Below are 20,339 nucleotides of genomic sequence, written 5' to 3'. Positions count from 1 at the left end.
GTGGATCAGTTGCTCAATCAGTCGCTGATTTAGCTCAACAATTGGAGCTGGTGAGCCTCTTGAGATCGATGTGGAGCCGGCGCCACAGCATTCGCGTCTCCGGTTGTGTCTGCATGCTTTGAGTTAAGCGCATCGGCACACTGACAGTCAATCCGATCGCTTAACATTGAGTCATGTTGCTGCCTCCGAATTTCGATCATCTCGTCATTGCCGTGCCGAATCTCGCTGAAAGTGTTGAGCAATGTCACAACATTCTCGGCGTGGAACCCCTTCCCGGCGGAGCCCATTCGGGGCTGGGGACGGCCAATGCCCTGCTCGGACTCGCGGTGGACGACGGGCACGGCGAGGCTGACGATCAGCACCGCGATATCTATCTGGAGATCCTCGGGCCCGACCCCGAACAGGACCCGGCCCTCGCGGCTTCGCGCCTGGCCGGGATCACCCAAGCCACCGTGCAGCGGTGGGCGATCCACCCGGTTGACTTCGATGGACTCGTCACCTCAGCCGAACGATCCATCGAAGCGCACATCGACCTCGGCGAGGTTCACGACATGACGCGACGCACCCCTGACGGCACGCTTCTCGAATGGAGACTGACGAGGCGGACACCCCTGGCACTGGGAGGAATCCAGCCCTTCCTCATCGATTGGAAGGACTCACCGCACCCCGCGCGGCAGACGATGCCCACCGTCGAACTCGAGCGGTTCTGGGCCACGAGCCCGGATGTGGACACAACATCCAGAGTTCTGCGATCCTTGGGGGCTACCATCGAGGTTGAGGCAGGTGACACAGAATCCCTGCACGCCACAGTGAAAGGTCCCGGTGGATCATGGACGATCTGAGTACGATTCCCGCCAATCTTGACCACCTCATCATCACGGTGCCCGAGCTCGAAGCCGGGGTCGCCGAATTTGAACGCCTCACCGGAGTCCGGGCTGTCTCCGGCGGGCGACACCCGGGCCGCGGAACCGCGAACTACCTGGTCGGACTCACCCCGGCCGGCTGGCCCGCAGGTGCCCACACCTATCTGGAGATCCTCGGCCCCGACCCGCAGCAGACGGCGTCGGCCGACGGCACCCTGCCATTGGATGCACATTTGGCTCAGGCCCTGACCCTGCAGACCTGGGCAATCCACCCGCACGCCTTCCTCGCGAAGGTGGCGGGGGCCAACACCGAAGGAATCGACTTCGGCGAGGTGCGCGACATGTCCCGGGAGACCGCCGAGGGGGAGCTGCTCGAATGGCGCCTGACCTCGCGGTCCCCGCTGCCGGACAAGGGCGCGCAGCCCTTCCTCATCGACTGGGGAGAGTCGACCCATCCCGCCGAGGCTGGGCTGCCGGCGGTGGAACTGCTCGAGTTCTCCATCGAATCCCCGGACGCCGAGGCGACCCGCCGTGCCCTCGATGTGCTCGGTGCCGCAGATACTCAGGTTGTCGACGGCAGCGAACACCGGTTGCATGCGCGCCTGCGCGGTCCCGGCGGGCTCCTCGAGTTCTGAGGCTCGACAGCAGAGTTCTGAGGTCGATAGCCACCGGAGGAACGGCGCTGAAAGGCTAGACTCTAGAGGGTGTCGAGATCTCCCCGCCCTGCATCGCGCACCCTGCGCTCATCACGTCGACTGCTCACCGGCTCGGCGGCGGTTTCTGCGTCCCTGCTCATCGGGCTCAGCGCCTGCGCGCCCGGGCCCGAGGCGGAGACGCGACCGACCCCGCACGCGGCGGAGACGATCGGCGTGGGCGAGACCTCCACTCCGAGTGAATCGAGCGAACCGACGGACAGCGCCTCGCCGGGCGAGTCCGCCGGGCCGAAGGAATCTGAGTCCGCTGAGCCCGACGTGGAGTCGGCCGGTGCCGCTGGTGTCAGCGAAGGCGACATCGATATGCACGGCAGCGGCGAGTGGGAGCGTCCGAAGGAGGAGACCGGCCCGAATCGGGACGAAGGCGAGACATTCACGGTCGCGCTGCGCGTCGAGGACAACCTCCCGATCGACGTCGATGAGGCCGCGGCCTTCATCATCGCCACCCTGCAGGACGAGCGCGGCTGGCAGACCATCGACGACGTGTCGATCGAAATGGTCGACGAGGGGGAAGACGCGATGATCTCCATCGCCAGCCCCGACACCGTGGATGAGATGTGCCTGCCGCTGCGCACCCTGGGAAAGCTCTCCTGCCGCAACGGAAACGATGTCATCCTCAACGCGAAGCGCTGGGTCTCTGCCACCGACGAGTTCGACGACATCACTCTGTACCGCCATTACCTCATCAATCATGAGGTCGGCCACGCTCTGGGCCACGGCCACGAAACGTGCCCGGGCCCGGGTGAGACGGCCCCGCTCATGCAGCAGCAGACCAAGGGGCTGCAGGGCTGTGAACCCAACGGCTGGCCCTCGCAGGGCTGATCGGGAAGTCGAGAGGTTCCCTCGGGAATAAGACCACCGCCTTCGTCGTTGATTGAGTCGTATAGGCTCAACTTTCGACAGGAGATCAGATTGGCTACGTTCTACGGATCCGCCGGTTCTGGCGGAGATTCATTCGACGAATTCCTTGCCCGTTTTCTGCAGGGACAGCAGGGCGCCCGACAGGGGCGCAGCGTCGACATCAACAAGCTGCTGAGCAAGCGCAGTCACGAGGTCATCGACAACGCCGCCGACTATGCCAGAGAGCACGGTCAGTCGGAGGTCGACGCCCTGCACATCCTGCGCACCATGGCAGAGACCGAACCCGGAGTTTCCGCGATCCGCCAGGCGGGCGCGGACCCGGAGCAGGTCGCACACGCCGTTGAAGAGCGCCTGCCCGCATCCTCGAGCACGAAGCCCGAAGGGGCACTGACGCTGACCGGATCCGGACAGCGTGCGCTCCTCGACGCCTACCAGGTGGCGCGGGCATTCGGCTCGACCTACGTCGACCCGGAGCACCTGTTCTTCGCGTTCGTGCTCAACCATGAGATGCCTGCCGGCCGCATCCTCGCCCAAGCGGGCGTCACGCAGGAGCGGCTGCAGGCCGGTGCGGAAGCCGCTGAAGCCGGCGAAGCCCAGGGGGGCCACGGAGCGGGCCAGTCGGAGGAGACCATGCTCGAGAGGTTCTCCACGGACCTCACGGCACTGGCAGCCGACGGCGAACTCGATCCGGTGATCGGACGTGGGCAGGAGATCGAGGAGACCATCGAGATCCTCGCCCGCCGCACCAAGAACAACCCGGTGCTCCTCGGCGAGGCAGGCGTCGGCAAGACCGCGATCGCCGAAGGCTTGGCTCAGGCCATCCACACCGGCGAGATCCCGGCGCAGCTGTCCGGCAAACGAGTCATCGCACTCGACCTGCCGGGAATGCTTGCGGGCACACGCTACCGCGGTGACTTCGAGGAGCGCCTGACCGGAGCACTCGACGAGATCGCCGAGGACGGCGAGATGATCGTCTTCGTCGATGAGCTCCACACCCTCGTCGGTGCGGGCGGCAACGGCGAATCCAACTCGATGGACGCCGGCAACATCCTCAAGCCCAGGCTGGCTCGGGGAGACCTCCACCTGCTCGGCGCGACCACCCTGAAGGAATACCGCACGATCGAGAAGGATTCAGCCCTCGAACGTCGGTTCCAGCCGGTGCGCGTCGGGGAACCGAACATCGAGGATGCTGTGGCGATCCTCGACGGACTCAAGGACCGCTACGCCGAGCACCACAACGTGACCTTCACGCCGGAGGCGATACGCGCCTCGGTCGAGCTCTCGGATCGCTACATCAACGACAGGTTCCTGCCGGACAAGGCGATCGACCTCATCGACCAGGCGGGTGCCCGTCTGTCTTTGCGTCGTGGGCCCAAGGTCAATCCCCAAGCTCTGCGGGCGGAGATCGAACGGCTCGAAACCGAGAAGTCGACCGCCATCAGCGAAGAGAACTATGAGCGTGCCGGTCAGCTCCGCGACGAGGTCATGGACCTGGGCGAGAAGCTACAGGCGGCTGAGAACCCGGACGAGACCGCGATTGACCACAGCGCCGGTCCGAACGGCAACGGTCAGAACAGTGTCGGTCAGGGTAAGGACGCTGTGTCCAGCGTCGTCGATGCCGATCAGATCGCACAGGTCGTGTCCCGTGCCACCGGAATCCCGGCGGCGAGCATGACTCAGGGCCAGAAGGCCAAGCTGGCCAGGCTCGAAGAGGTCCTCCACGGTCGAGTCATCGGCCAGGACGATGCGGTGGGCGCAGTGTCGAAGGCCGTGCGCCGGTCGCAGATGGGAATGGGAGATCCGAATCGTCCCATCGGCAGCTTCCTCTTCCTCGGCCCCACGGGCGTGGGCAAGACTGAGTTGGCCAAGTCTCTGGCTGCGACCCTGTTCGATGACGAGTCGGCGATGATCCGGTTCGACATGAGCGAATTCGGCGAGCGTCACACCGTGTCCCGTCTGGTGGGTTCGCCTCCCGGCTACGTCGGCTACGACGAAGCCGGCCAGCTCACCGAGCAGGTCCGGCGGCGGCCGTACTCGGTGATCCTTCTCGACGAGGTCGAGAAGGCCCACCCTGACGCATTCAACCTGCTGCTCCAGGTCCTCGACGACGGTCGCCTGACCGACGGACAGGGCAGGACCGTGGACTTCCGGAACACCGTCATCATCATGACGAGCAACCTCGGATCCGAATTCATGGCTGGCAGCACTCCGTTGGGCTTCAGCTCCACCGACGCGAAGGTCACCGAGAAGGACCTGAGCGCGAAGGTGATGGGCAAGCTCAAGGAGGTCATGCGTCCCGAGTTCCTCAACCGGATCGACGAGACCGTGATGTTCTCGCGGCTCGACCGTGAGCAGCTGCGTGTCATCGTGCGCCTCCAGCTGGAAGAGTCGGTGCAGCGTCTGGCGCACCAGGGCATCGGCCTGAGCGTGTCCGAGGACGCCGTGGAATTCCTCTCCGACGCCGGGTACGAACCGGAGTTCGGTGCCCGTCCGCTGCGACGCGTGATCCAGCGTGAGCTCGACGACCGCATCTCGGACCTCCTCGTCAATGAGGCCGTGTCCGAGGGCGGATCCGTCAGTGCCACCGTCGTTGATGGAATGCTGCGTGTGATCGCGGGAACTCCCGAGGTGCCCGTGGCAGCCTGAGGCGACCACCTGCACAGAAGGGCCCGGGTCAGAGATTGTTTCCTCTGACCCGGGCCCTTCTGTCGCGCGAGCGCCTGACGGCGAGCCACGCCTCGAACAGCCGGACTCAGTCGGTGATAATGCCGGGGTCTCGGGCCACTCTCACGAGTGCCGCGGCCAGGTTCGCGATATCGTTGCATGCGACGAGTTCGCCCAACTCCTTCGCGTCCTCGGGCAGGCCTGCGGCTCCAGCGCCCTTGAGGACGAGCTTGTCGGTGAACGGGCGGACCTCGGGCCACACCTGCTGCGCCTCACGCAGGAAGATGTCGGCTCCGGTGGGGCCGATCCCGGTGAACTCCTGCAGGAGCTTCGAGATTCGATCCGGGTCGCCATCGGCTTCGTCGCGCAGTTTGCGCATGTCGCCCTTCCACCGTGTGCTGAGCAGTGCGGCGGCCTCATCCAGGCGGGTCGCCGTGCTCTCGTCATAGCGGCGGTAACCACCGCGTCCCAGAGTATCGACCCGCTGCTGCCACGTGCTCTGGCGCAGACGCTGCGGTGTCCTCCACCCCGTGGAGAAGAGCTCCCGGGCGGTGTCGAGGGCAATATCGGAGCTGATCCGCGTCGACAGCAGCAGGCTGAGGACGAGGAGCTGCCACAGAGGTGCGGGTATGTCCCGCAGCGTGATCGAAGCCTCGGCCGCGAAGGTGCGACCGTGCTCGCTGACCAGGCGACGTGCGAGTTCGCGTTGCTCGGCGCTGGGGCTTCGTGCGTTCATGACTGCGATGTTAGGCCATGATGCTCAACGCCCACAGCCTTCAGGCAGCAGAGCCCTGTCGCTCCCGCTGATCGTCGTCCTTCACATTGACCTTGAGAGCACGATTGAGCACGAGGCGCTCTCCCAAGGTCCAGGCCGTCGTCGTCATCAGGTAGAGCGTGGCCGCCAATGGCACGAACAGTGCGATGACGGCGGTCATGAATGGCATGAAGCTTAAGACCTTGGTCACAGCTGTCAGGTCCGGCATAGCGGGTTTGTCGCTGCCGGAGCTCTGGCTGCCGGACGTCGGGGCAGGCGGCGTCTGCGGCATATCGGGTGTGAGCAGATGCCGCGACAGGGCGGCGACGACGGCGATGATGATCACGATGACGGCGAAGACCGCGGCCGAGACCACGCTCAGGTTCCCGCCGGTCAGGAGACCGACGAAACCGGCGTTGAGGGGGATGCCCAGCAGAGAATGATTGAGCAGGTCGTTGGCATGCCCGCCGATCGTGGATTGGATGAAGATCCCGTAGACGGCCATGAGCACCGGCATCTGTGCCAGGACGGGCAGGCAGCCGGCCATCGGGGAGGCCTTCTCCTCCTTGTAGAGTTCCATGATCTTCTGCTGCATGAGTTCAGGATTCTTTTTGTGCCGGGTCTGCAGCTCGGTGATCTTCGGAGCCAGTCGTTTGCGGGTGATTCCGGCTCTGACCTGGGACAGGCCGACGGGGATGAGGACGGCGCGGACAATGATCGTCAGCACCACGATGGCCAGTGCGGCACTTGCGCTGCCGGCCACCGGTTCGAGCAGAGCCGTCAGCCAGGTGACGACCCAATAGGCGGCGTTGACGAGCAGTTCGATGGGTGGAAATTCGTAGATGTTCATGGTGCCCTCCTGGGTGCTGCCGATGCAGGCAACTCGGCCATGCATCGATGGGCAGCAGTGGTGATGTCGTCATGGGTGTTCAGTGACTCAACGACGCAGGACGACACCACAGGCAGGCTCCACAAAAGAATCAGACAGGAGTGGCGTCAGTGATCGTGCTTCAGGGCACGGAGAGGTCGTCGTTCAGGCGAAGGAGCGAACGACGAAAGAGGGGGCTCTGGCTTGAGCGGTGCCCGGAGTGCCGGGTTCCTCGGGCATGTGGAACTCGCGAACCACGGTTCGTTCGCGTCGCACCCAGGGACCGTGGGGAGCCAGGGACAGAACCCTGACGAGAGCCTTTGCCGCCCAGGGTGCCACCGGCGACAGCAGCGCCGCACCCAGCAGCACGAGGACGATCAGATGCATGGACGACTGAGGAATGACCGTATCGGCATCGGGGCTGAGCAGCACCACGATGAACTGAACTGTCATCCACAGGTTCAGCAGCATTCCGTCTCGGCCCTTCATTGAAATAGTCTCAAGTCCTCGCCCGATTTTATCACGGCGGGGCCACGGCACCGTGGGTACAGGTTCGTCGTCCGCTCACAGCGGCACCCTCCCGCTCAGGGCGGAAACACCTTCCCGGGCGGTGAGGTGAGCGACACAGTGGAGGCATGAACACACGATTCGCACCCCACAGTACCCACAGCCAGCCAACCTCACCCCCGCCGAGGTGGGGCGAGAACGAGGACGCCCCGACGACCCCCATCCCCGAATCCCAGAGAATGCTCTACGCCTACCGTTCGGTCGTCTTCAACGGGGAGCTGCGCGACGAGAACGGCATGGAGATCATCTCCCGACTCATCCTCCTCTCCGCCGAGGATCCGCACAGCGACATCCACCTCTGGATCAACTCACCGGGCGGATCGGTGCCGATGATGCACGCGATCGCCGACACGATCGAGACTCTGCCCAACGATGTGGTCACGGTGGCGTTCGGGTGGGCCGCCTCGGCGGGGCAGTTCGTGCTCATGATGGGCACGCCGGGCAAACGGCTCGCCCTGCCCCACGCCCGGATCCTCCTCCACCAGGGGTCATCGGGCATCGGGGGAGCCGCCGCCGACATCGAGCTGCAGTCAGGGGACCTGCGCAGCGTCAGGGACTCGGTCCTGCACCGCATCGCCGAGGCGACAGGGAAGACCTATGAGCGAATATTCGGCGATTCCCTGCGCGATCGGTGGTTCACGGTCGAGCAGGCCCTGGACTACGGGCTCATCGATCGCATCGTCGACTCACCGGCAGATCTGCGCGGCGGGATCGGGGCGCCATGAGCCAGTACACGATTCCGAATGTCGTCGACCGCTCGGGCAGCAACGAGAAGATCGTCGATGTGTATTCGCACCTGCTGGGCAATCGCATCATCTACCTGGGTGTGCCGATCGACGACGGGGTTGCCAACACGGTCATTGCGCAGCTGCTCCACCTCGAAGCCAGCAGTCGCGAACTCCCGATCCAGATGTACATCAACTCACCGGGCGGGTCGCTGACGGCCATGACCGCCATCTACGACGCGATGCGCCATATCGGCGCACCCGTGGCGACCATCTGCGTGGGACAGGCGGCAGCTGATGCTGCGGTGCTCCTGGCAGCAGGGGAACCCGGTCAGCGCTCGATGCTCGAACACGCTCGAGCGGTTCTGCGCCAACCCCATGCCGAGGGCGCACGCGGGGCCATCCCTGACCTCATCGTCGCCGCCGACGAGATCGCCCGGCAGCGCCGTGAGGTCGAGGCGATGCTCGCGCAGGGAACCGGGCGCAGCATGGAGCAGATCCATGCGGACCTCGACCGAGACCTCGTCCTGGATGCAAATGCGGCCCGAGACTTCGGCCTCGTCGACCAGATCCTCTGAGCTGATCTGAGGTACTCCAGGGCCGCCGTACTCCGGAGGATGTCTGGCCGAATACTGCCGTGGTACGACGCCGAATCCTCGGCCGGTGACTACGATCAGAGGATGAGCCGATCCAGGCGTGACCCCGCCGAGGCGACCGACCCCGATCGTCGTGTCCCGCATCAACTGCGACTGCGCCTGATTGCCCTAAGTGTTCTGGCACTGCTGCTGCAGCTGCCCTTCGCCGTGTTCATGGCCACTCACGATGGTGCCGATGCCCTGGTCGGTGGTGTGCGCATTGCCGTGGCTCTGCTCTCCCCGGTGATCTTCCTGGTGTGTGCGCGGTGGCCGGGCCCGAGAGTTGCGATCATCGCCGGACTGACGTTGGTCGACATCGTCTTCTGGGCCGCTCTGGCGAGATCCAGCCTTTCCGCTGCGTGGGCCCACGGTCCAAGCAATCGTCCCTGGTCAGGGGAGGGTCCGGGTGGGATGTGGGCGCAGGATCTCACCGGGCCTGAGATGACACCGTTCTACGCGGCGTTCCTCTTCGCTCTCGTCGTGGCCATGGTCCGCGGTCGCCAGATCTGGGCCATCGCCTCGGCGGCGGGTGTCTGGTTGGGCGCCCTGCTGCTCGGTCCTTTCCTCGGAGTCGAATGGTCGGTGGGGCGCGTGGCCTCGGCGACGATCGGTTTGCTCATCACTCTGGGCATCGGCGCCTTCGTGAGAAGCAGACGCGAGGGCAGGAGGATCGCGGAGGAGGAGGCGCAGGCCCGACATCTCGAGATGATCGCGGCCGAGCGGCTGCGCATCGCCCGCGACCTCCACGACGTGCTGGGCCATTCCCTGTCCCAGATCAATGTGCAGGCCGGCATGGGCGAACACCTCATCGACCGTGACCCCGAACAGGCCAGACTCGCGCTCGCCGCCATCAAGGAGCTGAGCCGAACCGGGCTCAACGAGGTCCGCTCAGTGCTCCACACGATGCGCTCCGACGCCGTCGACGGCACAGCCGAACCGTTGGCTCCCGTGCCGGGCCTCGATGACCTGGCGGCTCTCATCGCCGCGATGCCTTCACGACCTGCCCTCGACCTCGATGATCGGCGCGAACTCCGAGCCGACGGTACCCGAGCGACTCCCGGCAGTGCCGCCGATGCGGCCGCCTACCGGATCGTGCAGGAGGCACTGACGAACGTGGTCCGCCACGCCCACGCCGCCTCGGCGATGGTCGCAATCTTCCGCGAGAACGGATTCGTGCGCATCGAGATCAGCGACGACGGCCAGGGAACCGAGGACGCGATGCACGGGCGAGACGAAGGCTCAGGCATCATCGGGATGCGGGAGAGAGCGAAACTTCTCGACGGAACCTTCGCGATCACCTCGGCGAGCGGAGAAGGCACACACATCAGCGTCAGGCTGCCCTGGGCAGGCAACGATGGACGACCAGGCACGGAGGCGCAGACATGACCGAGATCTCGGTGGCGATCGCCGATGACCACCAACTTGTCCGCGCCGGCTTCGCCTCGCTGCTCGACGCGGAACCGGACATCGGCGTGCGGGTGCAGGCATCCGGCGGGGAAGAGCTGCTGGAGAAGCTGGCGGCGACGCCGGTCGACGTCGTCCTCATGGACATCAGGATGCCCGACGGTGACGGACTGTGGGCCACCGAGCAGATCGCCGCCGATTCCAGCCTCGACAACGTGCGCGTCGTGCTGGTGACGACCTTCGGCCTCGACGAATACATCGTGCGCGCGGTCAGGGCAGGCGCCAGCGGATTCCTCCTCAAGGACACCGAACCGGTCGACCTGATCCGAGCGGTGCGCGTCGTCGCCGAAGGGGAGGCGCTGCTCTCGCCCGGGGTGACCAAGTACCTGTTGGCGAGGATGTCTCTGGGGCTGCGGGCCGAGCCGGCGACGCACCTCGACGTGCTGACGCAACGTGAGCGTGAGGTGCTCGCCCTCGTCGGTCAGGGGCTGTCGAACGATGAGATCGCAGCCAAGCTGGTGCTCTCCCCGCTGACGGCCAAGACTCATGTCTCGCGCATCATGAGCAAGGTCGCCGCTCGCGACAGAGTCCACCTCGTCGTGCTCGCCTATGAGTCCGGGCTTGTCTCCCCAGGTTGGCTGCACGGGCAGTAGGGGATCGTCCGCAGCGAGTACCCGAAGTGACTCCCGGTGGGGGATTCGCCGAGGCGGACGCCGGCGAAGGATGGATGTCATGTCCACGATCGACGTGGATTTCTGACAAGGAGGCATCATGCACATGGAACACGGACCCGCGGCCTGGCCGCTCTTCTTCCTCATCCCCATCTTCTGGGTGCTCATCATCGGATTGGTCGTCACCCTCATCATCACGCTCAACCGGCGACGCTGGCGTCAGGCCGGCGGACCGCCCTGGGCAGATGGTCAGGGCCGGTTCGGGTCGACGAAGAGCGCGGAGGCGACTCTGTCCGAGCGCTTCGCCCAAGGTGACATCGACGAGGCCGAGTATCGTGGCCGACTCGAGGTGCTGCGAGCCAACCGGCTCGATTCCGGGACGAGCTGAGTCGCCTGGCCGCTGCGACTAGGCCACGAGCGACAGCTGCGCCCGACCGGTGAGCCCGAACGCGGGCGCCGTCGCGGGCGCAGCGGTCGGCGTCGAGGCTGCGGCGAGGACGAGCACCTGGGGGAGTGCGAGGCCGAGAACAACAGCGATCGCCTCGATGACCTCCGATGATGGATCTTTGAGCCCGCGCTCGACCTCGGACAGGTATTGGGTCGAGACTCCAGAACGGCGAGACACCTGAGCCAGGGTCAGCCCCAGCTCGGTGCGGCGCAGTCTCAGCACCTGCCCGAGCATCTCGCGCCACAGCAGCGCCGGGGCCCGATCGCCATGTCCGCCCGTGACGTGAAGTGATTCCATGAGGCGATCCTAGGAGGATTCGCCGCCGATGGCGCGAATTTCTGCTCTGAGCAGACGGATAGCAGCTGCACCGAGACCCAGTCGGGCCGCACCGAGACCCGGTCAGGTTGCACCAGCACCGCAAGGTTAAGTTAGGCTGTCCTATGTTAACCTCGGGGTCGTGTTCGCAATCGAGCCGACCACGACCGTCACCAGTCGAAAGGGCAGGAATGTCAGCTCAACTCTCTCGCCGGGCCATGGCCATAGGCACCATCGTCACACTCGCCTTCAGTGCGAGCGCCTGCAGTCAGGACTCGGCGGAGTCTGCGAAGTCAGCCTCAAGCGACTTCCAGACCGTCACGATCGAACACGCACTGGGCAAGGCCGTCATCGAGGCCGAGCCCAAGCGTGTTGTCACGCTCGGACAGGGCTCGACCGAGACTGCCATCGCGTTGGGGAAGACTCCCGTCGGCATGGAGGAATACGCCTGGGGCAGCGATGACACCGGCTATATGCCGTGGATCTACGAGGCGGTGAAGGAGAAGGGCGAGAAGCTGCCCGAACAGTTCCAGGGAGATACCGAGCTCGATGTCGAGGCCGTCGCCGAGCTCGAACCCGATGTCATCCTCGCGCCCTGGTCCGGCGTCACCGCCGAGCAGTACAAGCAGCTCGACGCCATTGCTCCGACAGTCGCCTACCCCGAGCAGCCGTGGACGATCGAATGGGACGAGCAGATCACGACCATCGGCAAGGCACTGGGCCAGGAGAAGGAGTCCGAGGGGCTCGTCGAGGACATCAAGACGCAACTTTCCGAGGCGAAGCGGCCGGAATACGAAGGACTCACATTCTCCTATATCTACAACTCCGGACCGGGCACTCTCGGTGTCTTCTACCCGAATGAGCAGAGAGTGGCGATGGTCTCGGCGCTGGGCCTGACCCCCGATCCCGTCATCGACGAACTCAGGAAAGACTATGACGCGCCGGGCACGGACTCGGCTCTCATCGGCCTCGAGAACGCCGACAAACTCGACGACTCCGATCTCATCTTCACGTTCTACTCCGATGAGAAGAGCAAAAAGGAGATCACGTCACAGAGCGTGTACTCGAACATCCCAGCGATCAAGGCCGGCGCGGTCGTGGCACCCGAGGACAAGCCCTTCGTCACCGCATCATCGATCATCAACCCGCTCACCGTCCCGTGGACCTTGGAGCGCTACGTCCCGATGATCGACAAGGCTGCCGAAAACGTCAAGTAGCAGCAGACGTAGGCGCACTGGATGTGATCAGTCGAGTGCGCTCAGCTTCGTCCACTCATCCCAGTCGTAGACCCAGTCGGAGATGTCGCTGGCCGAGGTGGACAGGCTGACATTCGAACCGGTGATCTCGACAGGATCGCCGTAGAGCGCCGAGTCGTAGTACTGCTTGGCCCGCGCGGTGGACAGGTTGATGCAGCCGTGGGAGACGTTTGCCGATCCCTGCACCCCGGTCGACCAGGGTGCGGCATGGATGAACTCTCCGTTGTTGTGGATGCGCACCGCCCAGCGCACGTCGGTTTCGTAGTCCCACTGTTCGGACGTCATCGTGTAGTCCGCCGCCTTCGACATGACCACGTGGGTTCCGTTGTAGGACGGAGACTTCGCAGCACCCAGTGAGGCGGGGAAGTCCATGACCTCTTTGCCGTCGCGGGTGACGACCATGCGGTGAGACTTGGCGTCGGCCTTGACGATCTGCTTGCGTCCGATCTCGAAATCGAGCGTGAGATCGTTCTGGCCAACCGTGTCATCGGTGGTGGGGACGTTCTTCAGGGGAGCGTCGACGGACACCTTCGAGTGCGCGGGCCAGAATTCCTTGGGGCGGAAATGCAGACGCGACTGCGGGTTGTCGGGCAGCCACGCCCAGGAGCCTTCGACCGTGCGCTTTTTGCCGTCCTTGTCCGTGACTTTGACGGACAGACGGTGTTCGACGTCGTCACGGTACTGCTTCGCCACGGTGGAGTCGAAGTTGAGCACGATCGGAGCGCCGACGCCCACGGTCTGGTCATCGGCGAGAACCGTGCGCACGGACATCGGCGATGCGTCGGTGGCTGCGACGGTGACAGTGGAGGTGAAGTCGTGTTCCTCTCCATCCGCCGAGGTGGCTGTGGCCGAGAGGTCGTAGGTGCTGTCTGCGACGAGGTCGTAGGCCGAGACCCACGCCGCAGCGTCGTCGGGAGCCGTGACGACGTGCTTTTCCTTGGCAGAGTCCTTTTTCGCTGTGGGCTCGGCGGCGTCGGCCGAAGCGCTTTCGCTCGGCGTCGACGAGCCCGCCTTCGCGTCTTCGGTGCTCTCATCTGTCGGCTCTGCAGACGTCTCATCTGCCGATTTCTTGCTCTGGTCTGCTGCCTCGAGCGCGGTACCAGCGGTGTCGAAGAAGACTCCTGGGTCGGAATCGATACGGGGATGGTCGGACTCGGTGATCGAGATGTCGCTGAGCACCGCGTTCTCGACGCTGAGGCTGATGCGCTCACCTGGTTCGACCTCGGTCTCCGTCCCGGTTTCGACGACCTCGCCGCTCTGCTCGGGAGTCGATGCTGTGGTGCTGGTCGGCTCGGCCGATTCGGTGGAGTCGGTGGCCCGCGATGACGATTCCTGTGCAGACGACTTGGTCGCCTGGGCATCTGAGACGGATCCGACCCGGAACACGGGCTCGGCGGCGGCCTCGGCCGACTTCGCATCATTTGGAGTGGCATCGGGGTCAGGGCCCGAGGGTGTGCAGGCCGTGAGCAGAGCGATAGCCGATAGGGCAGCAACCGCCCCGTGAATCTTGGTGGGTGACAAAACAGGGATCCTCGTTCGAGCAAAGGGATGAGAGCTGCAGACCATGGTAGTGAAGCCAAATCACGAAAGTATTAAAGCAAGGACTGAAATCGTCGTGAAACGACCATTTCTCGCCGTTGATACGGGTTCTGACCTGGACTGACATAGGGGAGGGGGAGTTGTGAAATTGTAACGTTGAGAAACGAAGGACTCCCCGTGCACCCGCCAGAGCTCGCTTACCCTTGCTGCCTTCCGGCCCTGGGGGAGTTCACAAGATGACGCCGCACGGGGAGCCGTCGATCAGTCTAGTCGAGAGCGTCCTCGGCGCACAAAACGAGCCTCGGATGATCTCAGCGGACGCTTCGTCAATGGTGTTCAATAGGTTGCGCCTCGTCGGCGGTGTCCTCGGCCTAACCGTCCTCGATCCTGCGAGCCTTGGCGCGGAGAACCTCGCGCTCTCGGTCGTTCGTGGCCAACGCAACCGCACGCTCGTATTCGGCCAGTGCCTCCTGGGTTCTGCCGAGACGGGACAGGAGCTCACCGCGGACACTGGGGATGAGATGGAACTTCGCGAGTGTCCCGGCCGACGCGAGCTGGTCCACGAGTGCGAGCCCCTGAGCTGGACCCTCGGCCTCGGCGATCGCGATGGCCCGGTTGAGCTCCGAGATGGGAGAGGGAAGCGCCCGGTTGAGGTCGCCGTACAGTTGCGCGATTCGCTTCCAATCAGTGGTCGCAACGCTCTTCGCTGCGGTATGACGCTCTGCGATCATGGCCTGCAGGGTGTAGGGGCCACGAGCTTCGCGGAGAGAGCAGGCGGTCTGCAGCCTGCGAGAGCCGAGTCGGATGAGGGATCGGTCCCATGCGGACCGATCCTGATCAGCCAGCAGTATCGGTTCCCCGTTCGCGTTGATTCGGGACGGGAACCTGGCTGCGGTGAACGCCATGAGCGCCACAAGGCCGTGGACCTCCGGATCCTTCGGCAGCAGCCCGGCGGTCACGCGAGTCAGGCGCAGTGCCTCCATCGCCAGTTCGGGGCGCATCCAGTCCGGGCCGGAGGTCGCCACATGCCCTTCGGAGAACATGAGAAACAGAACCCCGAGCACAGCTTTGAGCCGCTCCGGGCGTTCGTTCGCGGGAGGTAGTTCGAAAGGGACGTTCGCGTCCGCCAGAGTCTTCTTCGCACGCACGATGCGCTGCTGGACCGTCGCGACGGGAATGAGGAAAGCTCGGGCGTCGAGAGCCCACCTGCGACTCGCAGAGTGAGAGCGAGCTGAGATCGTCGACCGAGCACGGGATGGCAGGAGATGAAGACCAGGCGCAGAACATCATCGTCGATCGAATCCGGATCCCAGGGCAGGGTGTCGCTGCTCTCGTGCTCGTTGCGCTCGATCTCGCCGGCGAGCTTCACCATCCGTTCGTCGAAGCGTTCCCGTCTTCGCCACGAGTCGATGGCTCGCCGTTTGGCGACCGTGGTCAGCCACGCTGCCGGATTGGCGGGGACTCCGGAGTCCGGCCACTGGGTCAGCGCTTCGGCCATTGCCTTCTGAGCGAGATCCTCGGCATGGCCGAAGCCGCCGACGTAGCGGCTCAAGGTCGCGATGATCTTCGCTGCCTCGATCCGCCACGTCGCTTCGAGGGCCCGGCGAACTGTCTCAGCGTCATTCGCGGAGACGGCGATCAACTGCCGGCCAGCTTCCCTTCGGCGATCCAATCCTGTTCCTTCTGGACCCATTCGTTGTCCTGGGGAAAGTCCTCAGGACCGGTCACCCGGCGGACCTCGATCTGAGATCCGGCCCCCAACGGGGCGCGCTTCGCCCATTCGATCGCCTCCTCTTTGGACGAGACCTCGAGCATCCAGAATCCGTTGAACAGCTCGCGGAGTTCTCCGTAGGGGCCGTCTGTGACGACGGGGTCCTCGTCGCTGAAGTCGACGACTGCTCCTTCGTCGGCGTCGGACAGGCCGGCGCCATCTGCCATGACTCCGGCGTTGATCATCGATTCGTTGTATGCGCCCATGGCGGCGATGATTTCGTCGAAGTCGGTGTTGTCGAACGCGTCCACGGCAGCCTGGTCGACTGCGCGCATGATGAGCATGAATTTCATGATGACTCCTCTGTCAACTGATTTCGGAAGGTCTCGGTCAAGACCCTCTCATGCACTACGTCGAACAAGTTTATGTCGGATCGACACAGCTGAGAAAGAGTTTTCGCCAGCAGGCCCACGCTCAGGTCCGTGTCCGCACGAACGCGGCGAGGCGGGCAGACGGCGGGACTTTCACCTGCACTTAGTGTGATGGTTCACACTCGGCCGTCTTGATTTCGCATTGTCGACACGACTCGGATAGGCTGGCTCGCGGAGGATTCGCCTAGTGGCCTATGGCGCTCGCCTGGAACGCGGGTTGGGTTAACGCCCTCAGGGGTTCGAATCCCCTATCCTCCGCAGAGAGAAGAAGGCTCCCACCCGGGATCACCGGGGTGGGAGCCTTCTTCGTCAGTGGCATCAGTTCTGGGTTAGCGGCAAGAATGTGTGTATGGGGCCGGCGTGTTGGATCTGGATTTCACCATGATCGTCCGCCCCACCCTTTCCGGATTCCAGTCCCGTCCTCGACGCTGAATGACGTCCCGTAAAGCGCATTCGTCTCCGACCTTCCAGTATCTGTCCTCGGCGGGATTCGACGTTTATTCGGTTCAGCCCAATCAACTGGCTTCACGAACTGCCAGGCGTCTTTGGGATGTTCGGTGCGGTGATAGAGCAACCACGTGATCGCCGTGACGGCGTGGGGCGCGCTCAGGCCTCTGTGAGCCCGAAGGAAGTCCTTGATCGCCTTGTTCGGCCCACCTTCCAGCGGGTTCGTCGTGCGGGAGATGATCACACCGTCTTCGGCGAGTTTCAGCCAGGTGAAGAGTTCGTCATCGCGGATGAGATTGGCGAGGAGTTTCCATGCTCTGCGGGTTCGGATGTGTGTGTACCACCACTGCTGATTCGGACTTGCGGCCGTATGGTTTTGTGAGACAGGTTTTAAGGAGCACTCACAAACATGGCCACCACCAGGAAGAAGTACACCCAGAAGTTCAAGGACGAGGCCGTCGAGCTCTTCCTCGCCTCTGATCTGCCGATCACTCACGTCGCGTCGAACGTCGGCGTGAAGGCCGGGACTCTGGGCAACTGGATCAAGAAGTACCGAGAAGACAACCCAGAGAAGTTCGATACCGGGCAGCAGGAGACGGTGTCCGTGGCTGAGCATCAGAGGGTCGTGGCCGAGAACGCGAAGCTCAAGCACGAGATCGAGTTTTTGGGAAAAGTCAGCGCCTTCTTTGCCGCGAAGCAACAGTAGACGACGTCTACGAGTTCATCGAAGCGAAGAAGGCCACCTATTCCATTGCCATGATGTGTCGGGTCCTCAAGGTCTCGAGGGCCTCGTTCTACCGGTGGCGGATGCCATCGGGGCCATCACCGCGGGCGCGCCGTCACGCGATGCTCGTTGAGGCAATCACAACGAAGTACGACGAGTGTGCTGGTCGGGCCGGTCGCGACCAGCTCACACGGATGCTGCGTGCCGACGGCATCGCCGTGTCGGAATCCACGGTCGGGGCGATCATGCGTGAAACCCGGCTGCGCGCGGTCAGGGTCCGCGCGTGGAAGACAACGACGGTGCAGGACCCGCAGGCCAGGACTGCTCATATCGTCAATCACATGCTCGATGCCGACGGCAATCGAGACTTCTCTGCATCGGTGCCCGGGACCCGACTCTGCGGCGACATCACCTATTTGAAGACCGGTGAGGGCTGGTTGTATCTGGCCACGGTCATCGATTTGTGCACCGGGATGATCATCGGGTTCCTGCCTGTCAGCCCCTTCAGCCACCCTGCTGATCGTCCCATAGTCGTCCTTTCTCTCAAGGTGTTGCAACCACCGATTGAATCCGCCCAGTATACGTCTGTCCAGTTCCAGCAGTGGTGTGCGGCTAATAATGTCACCCAGTCGATGGGTGCGGTTGGGGTGTGTTGGGACAACTCGGTCGCGGAAAATTTCTTCTCGCATCTGAAGACGGAGTTCTATCACCATCACAGCTTCGCTACGAGGCTGGCGGCCAGGACTGCGGTGATGGATTACATCGAGTCTTGGTACAACCGGGCGCGCCCGAATGCCAGGGCTGGGCACCTCACTCCGGTACAGGCTCTGGGCGAGCACCGCGATTCCGACACGGCCGACCTGGCCGCGTAAGAGAAACAATCAACAAACTGTCTCAAAAACTTGACGAGCGCAGACACGGTCACGGTCCGGCCACGAGACCTCGTTGGAGACCTCGTGACCGCCACCTGCTTGACGTCGGCTTCATTCGTCCCGATGGCGCCCGATGGCTGGGTGGACGCCAGGACTCTCAGTGGCGCATCAGCCCAGCGCGTTCGCGATGGCCGAGTTGAACGCCTTGAGGTCTCCCGGGTTGCGTGAGGTGATGAGATTGCCGTCGACGACGACCTCGGAATCCTCCCACGACGCCCCTGCATTGACGAGGTCCGTCTTCGTTGAGACGAACGAGGTCAGTTTTCGGCCCTTGGCCACACCAGACTCGGCGAGGATCCACGGTGCGTGGCAGATCGCGGCCACCGGCTTCTCGGCGGCGAAGAACGCCTTCACGAGTGCGACCGCGTCCTCATTGAGGCGCAGCGCGTCCGCATTCAGCGTTCCGCCTGGAAGCACGAGTGCATCGAAGTCCTCGACCTTGGCCTGCGAGACGGGAACGTCGACGGTGAATTCGTCGGCATGTTCCCAGTCGCCGTTCATCGCCTGCAGCGTTCCCTCGGATGGCGAGACGATGACCGTCGTGGCACCGGCCTCATCGAGTGCTCCGCGAGGGCTGGTGAGTTCGACCTGTTCGACTCCGCGAGTGAGGAGGAATGCGACCCTCTTGTCTGAAATAGCCATGATGCTTGCTCCTTAGCAGTTGTCGGATCCGACTCGTCAGCACGGAGTGCTGTTCATCGGTGTCATAACGGAGAACGCATCAGCCCGGTCCCGATATTCCTGACCGCCCGTCGCCCGGCCCCGATATTCCTGAGGCTCAGTGGCCGAGGAACCTGCGCTGCTCCTCGTTGAGGGGAGCAGCGTCGAGGCGGAGGACGACCTTGCCGGCAGGGTGCGAGTCTCGGAGGAACCGGTAGGCGTTCTGGACTTCGTCGAGCGCAAAGACCCGTGCGACGGGCACATGCACATGGCCGTAGGCGATCGCTTTGGCCAGCCAGGCGAGGTCACCGCGGCCGGCTGCCGCTTCACCGTCGATGCGTACCCCGTATGTGTCGGCGACCTGCGGGCCCGCGCCGATCGAATTGATGCGCTCGGCCGGAATGTCGAAGTTCAGGAGGCGGGCGAGCTCGTCTTCGCCCTGGGTCGTGAACGCGGCATCGATGCCCTCTGGGGCGACCTCGCGCAGGCGGGCTTCCAGACCCTCTCCGTAGGTGATGGATTCGATGCCCAGACTGCGCAGCAGGGCATGGTTGGCCTCACTGGCTGTGCCGATGACTCGCGCGCCGAGGTTGGCTGCCAGCTGGGCGGCGATGATCCCGACTCCGCCAGAGGCTCCGGTGACGAGGACGGTTTCACCTTCGGTGATGGACAGGGCGCGAATGCCGGCGACCGCGGTGCGCCCTGTGATGTACAGGCCTCCGGCGACCTCGGTGCTGAGGCCTGGAGGAATCGTGTCGAGGCGTTCGTCCGGGTCCCGGATGAGCAGGTGCGTCGTCTGCGTGCGATGCGGCCGTCCCCCGAAGACCAGGTCTCCGGGGGAGAAGTCTGTGACACCGTCACCGACGCTGTCGACGACGCCCGAGAAGTCGGCACCGTTGCCTTTGGGGCCGGTGGCTTCCCCGAAGGCACCGCCGACGACGGCGAGATCGACCGGGTTGAGTCCGGCATAGCGGACTGCGATGCGGACCTGACCGGGGCCAACGGCAGGGGATTCCGCCTCGGCGATATGAAGCTGGTCGATATCGCCGTTCTGTGTGTACTGGACTCTGCGCGTCATGGGAATGCTCCTCGCTGATCTCTTTGGCAGATGCACGACGGGTGAAGGGGTTTACCTGCCATAACGCTGGGCG

At 64.1% G+C, this 20,339-nt stretch carries 23 protein-coding genes, 1 tRNA gene, 1 other RNA gene and 1 pseudogene; 14 read left to right on the top strand and 12 right to left on the bottom strand.

What is annotated here, in order from left to right:
* Positions 1-34 precede the first annotated feature (34 nt).
* Complete coding sequence (locus tag BLT92_RS21185; protein WP_367618829.1) at positions 35-91, bottom strand: putative leader peptide; 57 nt, start codon at positions 89-91, stop codon at positions 35-37.
* Between the two features lie 82 nt (positions 92-173).
* Here BLT92_RS21185 and BLT92_RS04250 point away from each other — a divergent pair, with 82 nt between their 5' ends.
* The 4 genes from BLT92_RS04250 (at position 174) to BLT92_RS04235 (ending at position 5,083) form a co-directional block, all read left to right on the top strand.
* The gene (locus BLT92_RS04250) at positions 174-842 is read left to right on the top strand and encodes a VOC family protein (protein ID WP_092103459.1); all 669 of its coding nucleotides are present in this window, start codon (positions 174-176) and stop codon (positions 840-842) included.
* Positions 830-1,498, top strand: coding sequence for a VOC family protein (locus BLT92_RS04245; protein WP_092103457.1), 669 nt, complete (start codon positions 830-832; stop codon positions 1,496-1,498). Before BLT92_RS04250 ends, BLT92_RS04245 begins: the two co-directional genes overlap by 13 nt.
* A 69-nt stretch (positions 1,499-1,567) precedes the next feature.
* Positions 1,568-2,398, top strand: coding sequence for a DUF3152 domain-containing protein (locus tag BLT92_RS04240; protein WP_231939016.1), 831 nt, complete (start codon positions 1,568-1,570; stop codon positions 2,396-2,398).
* A gap of 90 nt (positions 2,399-2,488) precedes the next feature.
* Positions 2,489-5,083: an ATP-dependent Clp protease ATP-binding subunit gene (locus BLT92_RS04235; protein WP_092103455.1), complete on the top strand. Its 2,595-nt coding sequence runs from the start codon at positions 2,489-2,491 to the stop codon at positions 5,081-5,083.
* A gap of 106 nt (positions 5,084-5,189) precedes the next feature.
* Here the strand turns inward: BLT92_RS04235 and BLT92_RS04230 are convergent, their stop codons facing one another.
* From BLT92_RS04230 to BLT92_RS04220, 3 genes are all read right to left on the bottom strand, one after another.
* The gene (locus BLT92_RS04230; RefSeq protein WP_092103453.1) at positions 5,190-5,837 is read right to left on the bottom strand and encodes an endonuclease; all 648 of its coding nucleotides are present in this window, start codon (positions 5,835-5,837) and stop codon (positions 5,190-5,192) included.
* A gap of 40 nt (positions 5,838-5,877) precedes the next feature.
* The gene (locus BLT92_RS04225; RefSeq protein WP_092108771.1) at positions 5,878-6,705 is read right to left on the bottom strand and encodes a YidC/Oxa1 family membrane protein insertase; all 828 of its coding nucleotides are present in this window, start codon (positions 6,703-6,705) and stop codon (positions 5,878-5,880) included.
* A 183-nt stretch (positions 6,706-6,888) separates the two neighbouring features.
* On the bottom strand, positions 6,889-7,212 hold the full coding sequence (locus tag BLT92_RS04220; RefSeq protein ID WP_231939015.1) for a hypothetical protein: 324 nt from the start codon (positions 7,210-7,212) through the stop codon (positions 6,889-6,891).
* 146 nt (positions 7,213-7,358) lie between these two features.
* Between BLT92_RS04220 and BLT92_RS04215 the strand changes: the two genes are divergently transcribed.
* The 5 genes from BLT92_RS04215 to BLT92_RS04195 all read left to right on the top strand — a co-directional run bounded on the left by BLT92_RS04215 (position 7,359) and on the right by BLT92_RS04195 (position 11,113).
* Positions 7,359-8,015 (top strand): ClpP family protease, encoded by a 657-nt coding sequence (locus BLT92_RS04215; protein WP_092103449.1) that lies wholly within the window; start codon positions 7,359-7,361, stop codon positions 8,013-8,015.
* Positions 8,012-8,593: a ClpP family protease gene (locus tag BLT92_RS04210; RefSeq protein ID WP_092103447.1), complete on the top strand. Its 582-nt coding sequence runs from the start codon at positions 8,012-8,014 to the stop codon at positions 8,591-8,593. Before BLT92_RS04215 ends, BLT92_RS04210 begins: the two co-directional genes overlap by 4 nt.
* 39 nt (positions 8,594-8,632) lie before the next feature.
* Complete coding sequence (locus BLT92_RS04205; RefSeq protein ID WP_092103445.1) at positions 8,633-10,036, top strand: sensor histidine kinase; 1,404 nt, start codon at positions 8,633-8,635, stop codon at positions 10,034-10,036.
* Positions 10,033-10,707, top strand: a complete 675-nt coding sequence (locus BLT92_RS04200) for a response regulator (RefSeq protein WP_092103443.1) — start codon at positions 10,033-10,035, stop codon at positions 10,705-10,707. The genes BLT92_RS04205 and BLT92_RS04200 overlap by 4 nt, the downstream gene beginning before the upstream one ends.
* Positions 10,708-10,825: 118 nt before the next feature.
* Positions 10,826-11,113 carry an SHOCT domain-containing protein gene (locus BLT92_RS04195; RefSeq protein WP_092103441.1) on the top strand — a complete coding sequence of 96 codons (288 nt, stop codon included), beginning with the start codon at positions 10,826-10,828 and terminating at the stop codon, positions 11,111-11,113.
* Positions 11,114-11,131: 18 nt separating this feature from the next.
* On the opposite strand, the gene BLT92_RS04190 is transcribed toward BLT92_RS04195, so the two are convergent.
* The gene (locus BLT92_RS04190; protein WP_092103440.1) at positions 11,132-11,470 is read right to left on the bottom strand and encodes a helix-turn-helix domain-containing protein; all 339 of its coding nucleotides are present in this window, start codon (positions 11,468-11,470) and stop codon (positions 11,132-11,134) included.
* 209 nt (positions 11,471-11,679) lie between these two features.
* Here BLT92_RS04190 and BLT92_RS04185 point away from each other — a divergent pair, with 209 nt between their 5' ends.
* The gene (locus tag BLT92_RS04185; RefSeq protein WP_092103438.1) at positions 11,680-12,705 is read left to right on the top strand and encodes an iron-siderophore ABC transporter substrate-binding protein; all 1,026 of its coding nucleotides are present in this window, start codon (positions 11,680-11,682) and stop codon (positions 12,703-12,705) included.
* A 27-nt stretch (positions 12,706-12,732) separates the two neighbouring features.
* Here the strand turns inward: BLT92_RS04185 and BLT92_RS04180 are convergent, their stop codons facing one another.
* The 3 genes from BLT92_RS04180 to BLT92_RS21110 form a co-directional block, all read right to left on the bottom strand.
* On the bottom strand, positions 12,733-14,265 hold the full coding sequence (locus BLT92_RS04180; RefSeq protein ID WP_092103436.1) for an Ig-like domain-containing protein: 1,533 nt from the start codon (positions 14,263-14,265) through the stop codon (positions 12,733-12,735).
* Positions 14,266-14,446: 181 nt separating this feature from the next.
* Positions 14,447-14,542, bottom strand: an RNA gene (ffs, locus tag BLT92_RS04175) — signal recognition particle sRNA small type.
* 112 nt (positions 14,543-14,654) lie between these two features.
* The gene (locus BLT92_RS21110; RefSeq protein WP_331712226.1) at positions 14,655-15,431 is read right to left on the bottom strand and encodes an RNA polymerase sigma factor; all 777 of its coding nucleotides are present in this window, start codon (positions 15,429-15,431) and stop codon (positions 14,655-14,657) included.
* A gap of 117 nt (positions 15,432-15,548) precedes the next feature.
* On the opposite strand from BLT92_RS21110, the gene BLT92_RS21105 reads away from it, so the two are divergent.
* The gene (locus BLT92_RS21105; protein ID WP_331712253.1) at positions 15,549-15,791 is read left to right on the top strand and encodes a hypothetical protein; all 243 of its coding nucleotides are present in this window, start codon (positions 15,549-15,551) and stop codon (positions 15,789-15,791) included.
* Here the strand turns inward: BLT92_RS21105 and BLT92_RS21100 are convergent.
* Together BLT92_RS21100 and BLT92_RS04165 are read right to left on the bottom strand one after the other, a co-directional pair.
* A pseudogene (locus BLT92_RS21100) lies at positions 15,728-15,976 on the bottom strand (RNA polymerase subunit sigma-24); the annotation flags it as partial. The gene BLT92_RS21105 and the pseudogene BLT92_RS21100 sit on opposite strands and share 64 nt — an antisense overlap.
* Positions 15,922-16,347, bottom strand: a complete 426-nt coding sequence (locus tag BLT92_RS04165; protein ID WP_092103434.1) for a YciI family protein — start codon at positions 16,345-16,347, stop codon at positions 15,922-15,924. The pseudogene BLT92_RS21100 and the gene BLT92_RS04165, both read right to left, overlap by 55 nt.
* Positions 16,348-16,598: 251 nt before the next feature.
* Between BLT92_RS04165 and BLT92_RS04160 the strand changes: the two genes are divergently transcribed.
* The 3 genes from BLT92_RS04160 (at position 16,599) to BLT92_RS04150 (ending at position 18,468) form a co-directional block, all read left to right on the top strand.
* Positions 16,599-16,683: transfer RNA gene (locus BLT92_RS04160), tRNA-Ser, on the top strand.
* Positions 16,684-17,281: 598 nt separating this feature from the next.
* A complete protein-coding gene (locus tag BLT92_RS04155; protein ID WP_092103432.1) occupies positions 17,282-17,578 on the top strand; it encodes a transposase in 297 nt (98 codons plus the stop codon).
* 140 nt (positions 17,579-17,718) lie between these two features.
* A complete protein-coding gene (locus tag BLT92_RS04150) occupies positions 17,719-18,468 on the top strand; it encodes an IS3 family transposase (RefSeq protein WP_157691315.1) in 750 nt (249 codons plus the stop codon).
* A 168-nt stretch (positions 18,469-18,636) separates the two neighbouring features.
* Here BLT92_RS04150 and BLT92_RS04145 read toward each other — a convergent pair whose 3' ends face one another.
* Positions 18,637-19,170 (bottom strand): type 1 glutamine amidotransferase domain-containing protein, encoded by a 534-nt coding sequence (locus tag BLT92_RS04145; protein ID WP_092103428.1) that lies wholly within the window; start codon positions 19,168-19,170, stop codon positions 18,637-18,639.
* Positions 19,171-19,306: 136 nt separating this feature from the next.
* Entirely contained in the window at positions 19,307-20,266 is a 960-nt protein-coding gene (locus tag BLT92_RS04140; RefSeq protein ID WP_092103426.1) for an NADP-dependent oxidoreductase, read from the bottom strand.
* Between the last annotated feature and the right edge of the window lie 73 nt (positions 20,267-20,339).

It is taken from the genome of Brevibacterium picturae (assembly GCF_900105045.1).
Taxonomy (GTDB): Bacteria; Actinomycetota; Actinomycetes; order Actinomycetales; family Brevibacteriaceae; genus Brevibacterium; species Brevibacterium picturae.
The sequence above is the reverse complement of the archived record's forward strand: the minus strand, read 5'-3'. Positions and strand labels throughout refer to the sequence as shown.

What these genes read in the sequence shown, in the direction of transcription:
- BLT92_RS04250 (WP_092103459.1), top strand. Translation starts at nt 174, where the DNA reads ATGTTGCTGCCTCCGAATTTCGATCATCTCGTCATTGCCGTGCCGAAT.
- BLT92_RS04245 (WP_092103457.1), top strand. Translation starts at nt 830, where the DNA reads ATGGACGATCTGAGTACGATTCCCGCCAATCTTGACCACCTCATCATC.
- BLT92_RS04230 (WP_092103453.1), bottom strand. Translation starts at nt 5,837, where the DNA reads ATGAACGCACGAAGCCCCAGCGCCGAGCAACGCGAACTCGCACGTCGC.
- BLT92_RS04225 (WP_092108771.1), bottom strand. Translation starts at nt 6,705, where the DNA reads ATGAACATCTACGAATTTCCACCCATCGAACTGCTCGTCAACGCCGCC.
- BLT92_RS04220 (WP_231939015.1), bottom strand. Translation starts at nt 7,212, where the DNA reads ATGAAGGGCCGAGACGGAATGCTGCTGAACCTGTGGATGACAGTTCAG.
- BLT92_RS04215 (WP_092103449.1), top strand. Translation starts at nt 7,359, where the DNA reads ATGAACACACGATTCGCACCCCACAGTACCCACAGCCAGCCAACCTCA.
- BLT92_RS04210 (WP_092103447.1), top strand. Translation starts at nt 8,012, where the DNA reads ATGAGCCAGTACACGATTCCGAATGTCGTCGACCGCTCGGGCAGCAAC.
- BLT92_RS04205 (WP_092103445.1), top strand. Translation starts at nt 8,633, where the DNA reads ATGTCTGGCCGAATACTGCCGTGGTACGACGCCGAATCCTCGGCCGGT.
- BLT92_RS04200 (WP_092103443.1), top strand. Translation starts at nt 10,033, where the DNA reads ATGACCGAGATCTCGGTGGCGATCGCCGATGACCACCAACTTGTCCGC.
- BLT92_RS04195 (WP_092103441.1), top strand. Translation starts at nt 10,826, where the DNA reads ATGCACATGGAACACGGACCCGCGGCCTGGCCGCTCTTCTTCCTCATC.
- BLT92_RS04190 (WP_092103440.1), bottom strand. Translation starts at nt 11,470, where the DNA reads ATGGAATCACTTCACGTCACGGGCGGACATGGCGATCGGGCCCCGGCG.
- BLT92_RS04185 (WP_092103438.1), top strand. Translation starts at nt 11,680, where the DNA reads ATGTCAGCTCAACTCTCTCGCCGGGCCATGGCCATAGGCACCATCGTC.
- BLT92_RS21105 (WP_331712253.1), top strand. Translation starts at nt 15,549, where the DNA reads ATGAAGACCAGGCGCAGAACATCATCGTCGATCGAATCCGGATCCCAG.
- BLT92_RS04165 (WP_092103434.1), bottom strand. Translation starts at nt 16,347, where the DNA reads ATGAAATTCATGCTCATCATGCGCGCAGTCGACCAGGCTGCCGTGGAC.
- BLT92_RS04155 (WP_092103432.1), top strand. Translation starts at nt 17,282, where the DNA reads ATGGCCACCACCAGGAAGAAGTACACCCAGAAGTTCAAGGACGAGGCC.
- BLT92_RS04150 (WP_157691315.1), top strand. Translation starts at nt 17,719, where the DNA reads ATGCTCGTTGAGGCAATCACAACGAAGTACGACGAGTGTGCTGGTCGG.
- BLT92_RS04145 (WP_092103428.1), bottom strand. Translation starts at nt 19,170, where the DNA reads ATGGCTATTTCAGACAAGAGGGTCGCATTCCTCCTCACTCGCGGAGTC.
- BLT92_RS04140 (WP_092103426.1), bottom strand. Translation starts at nt 20,266, where the DNA reads ATGACGCGCAGAGTCCAGTACACACAGAACGGCGATATCGACCAGCTT.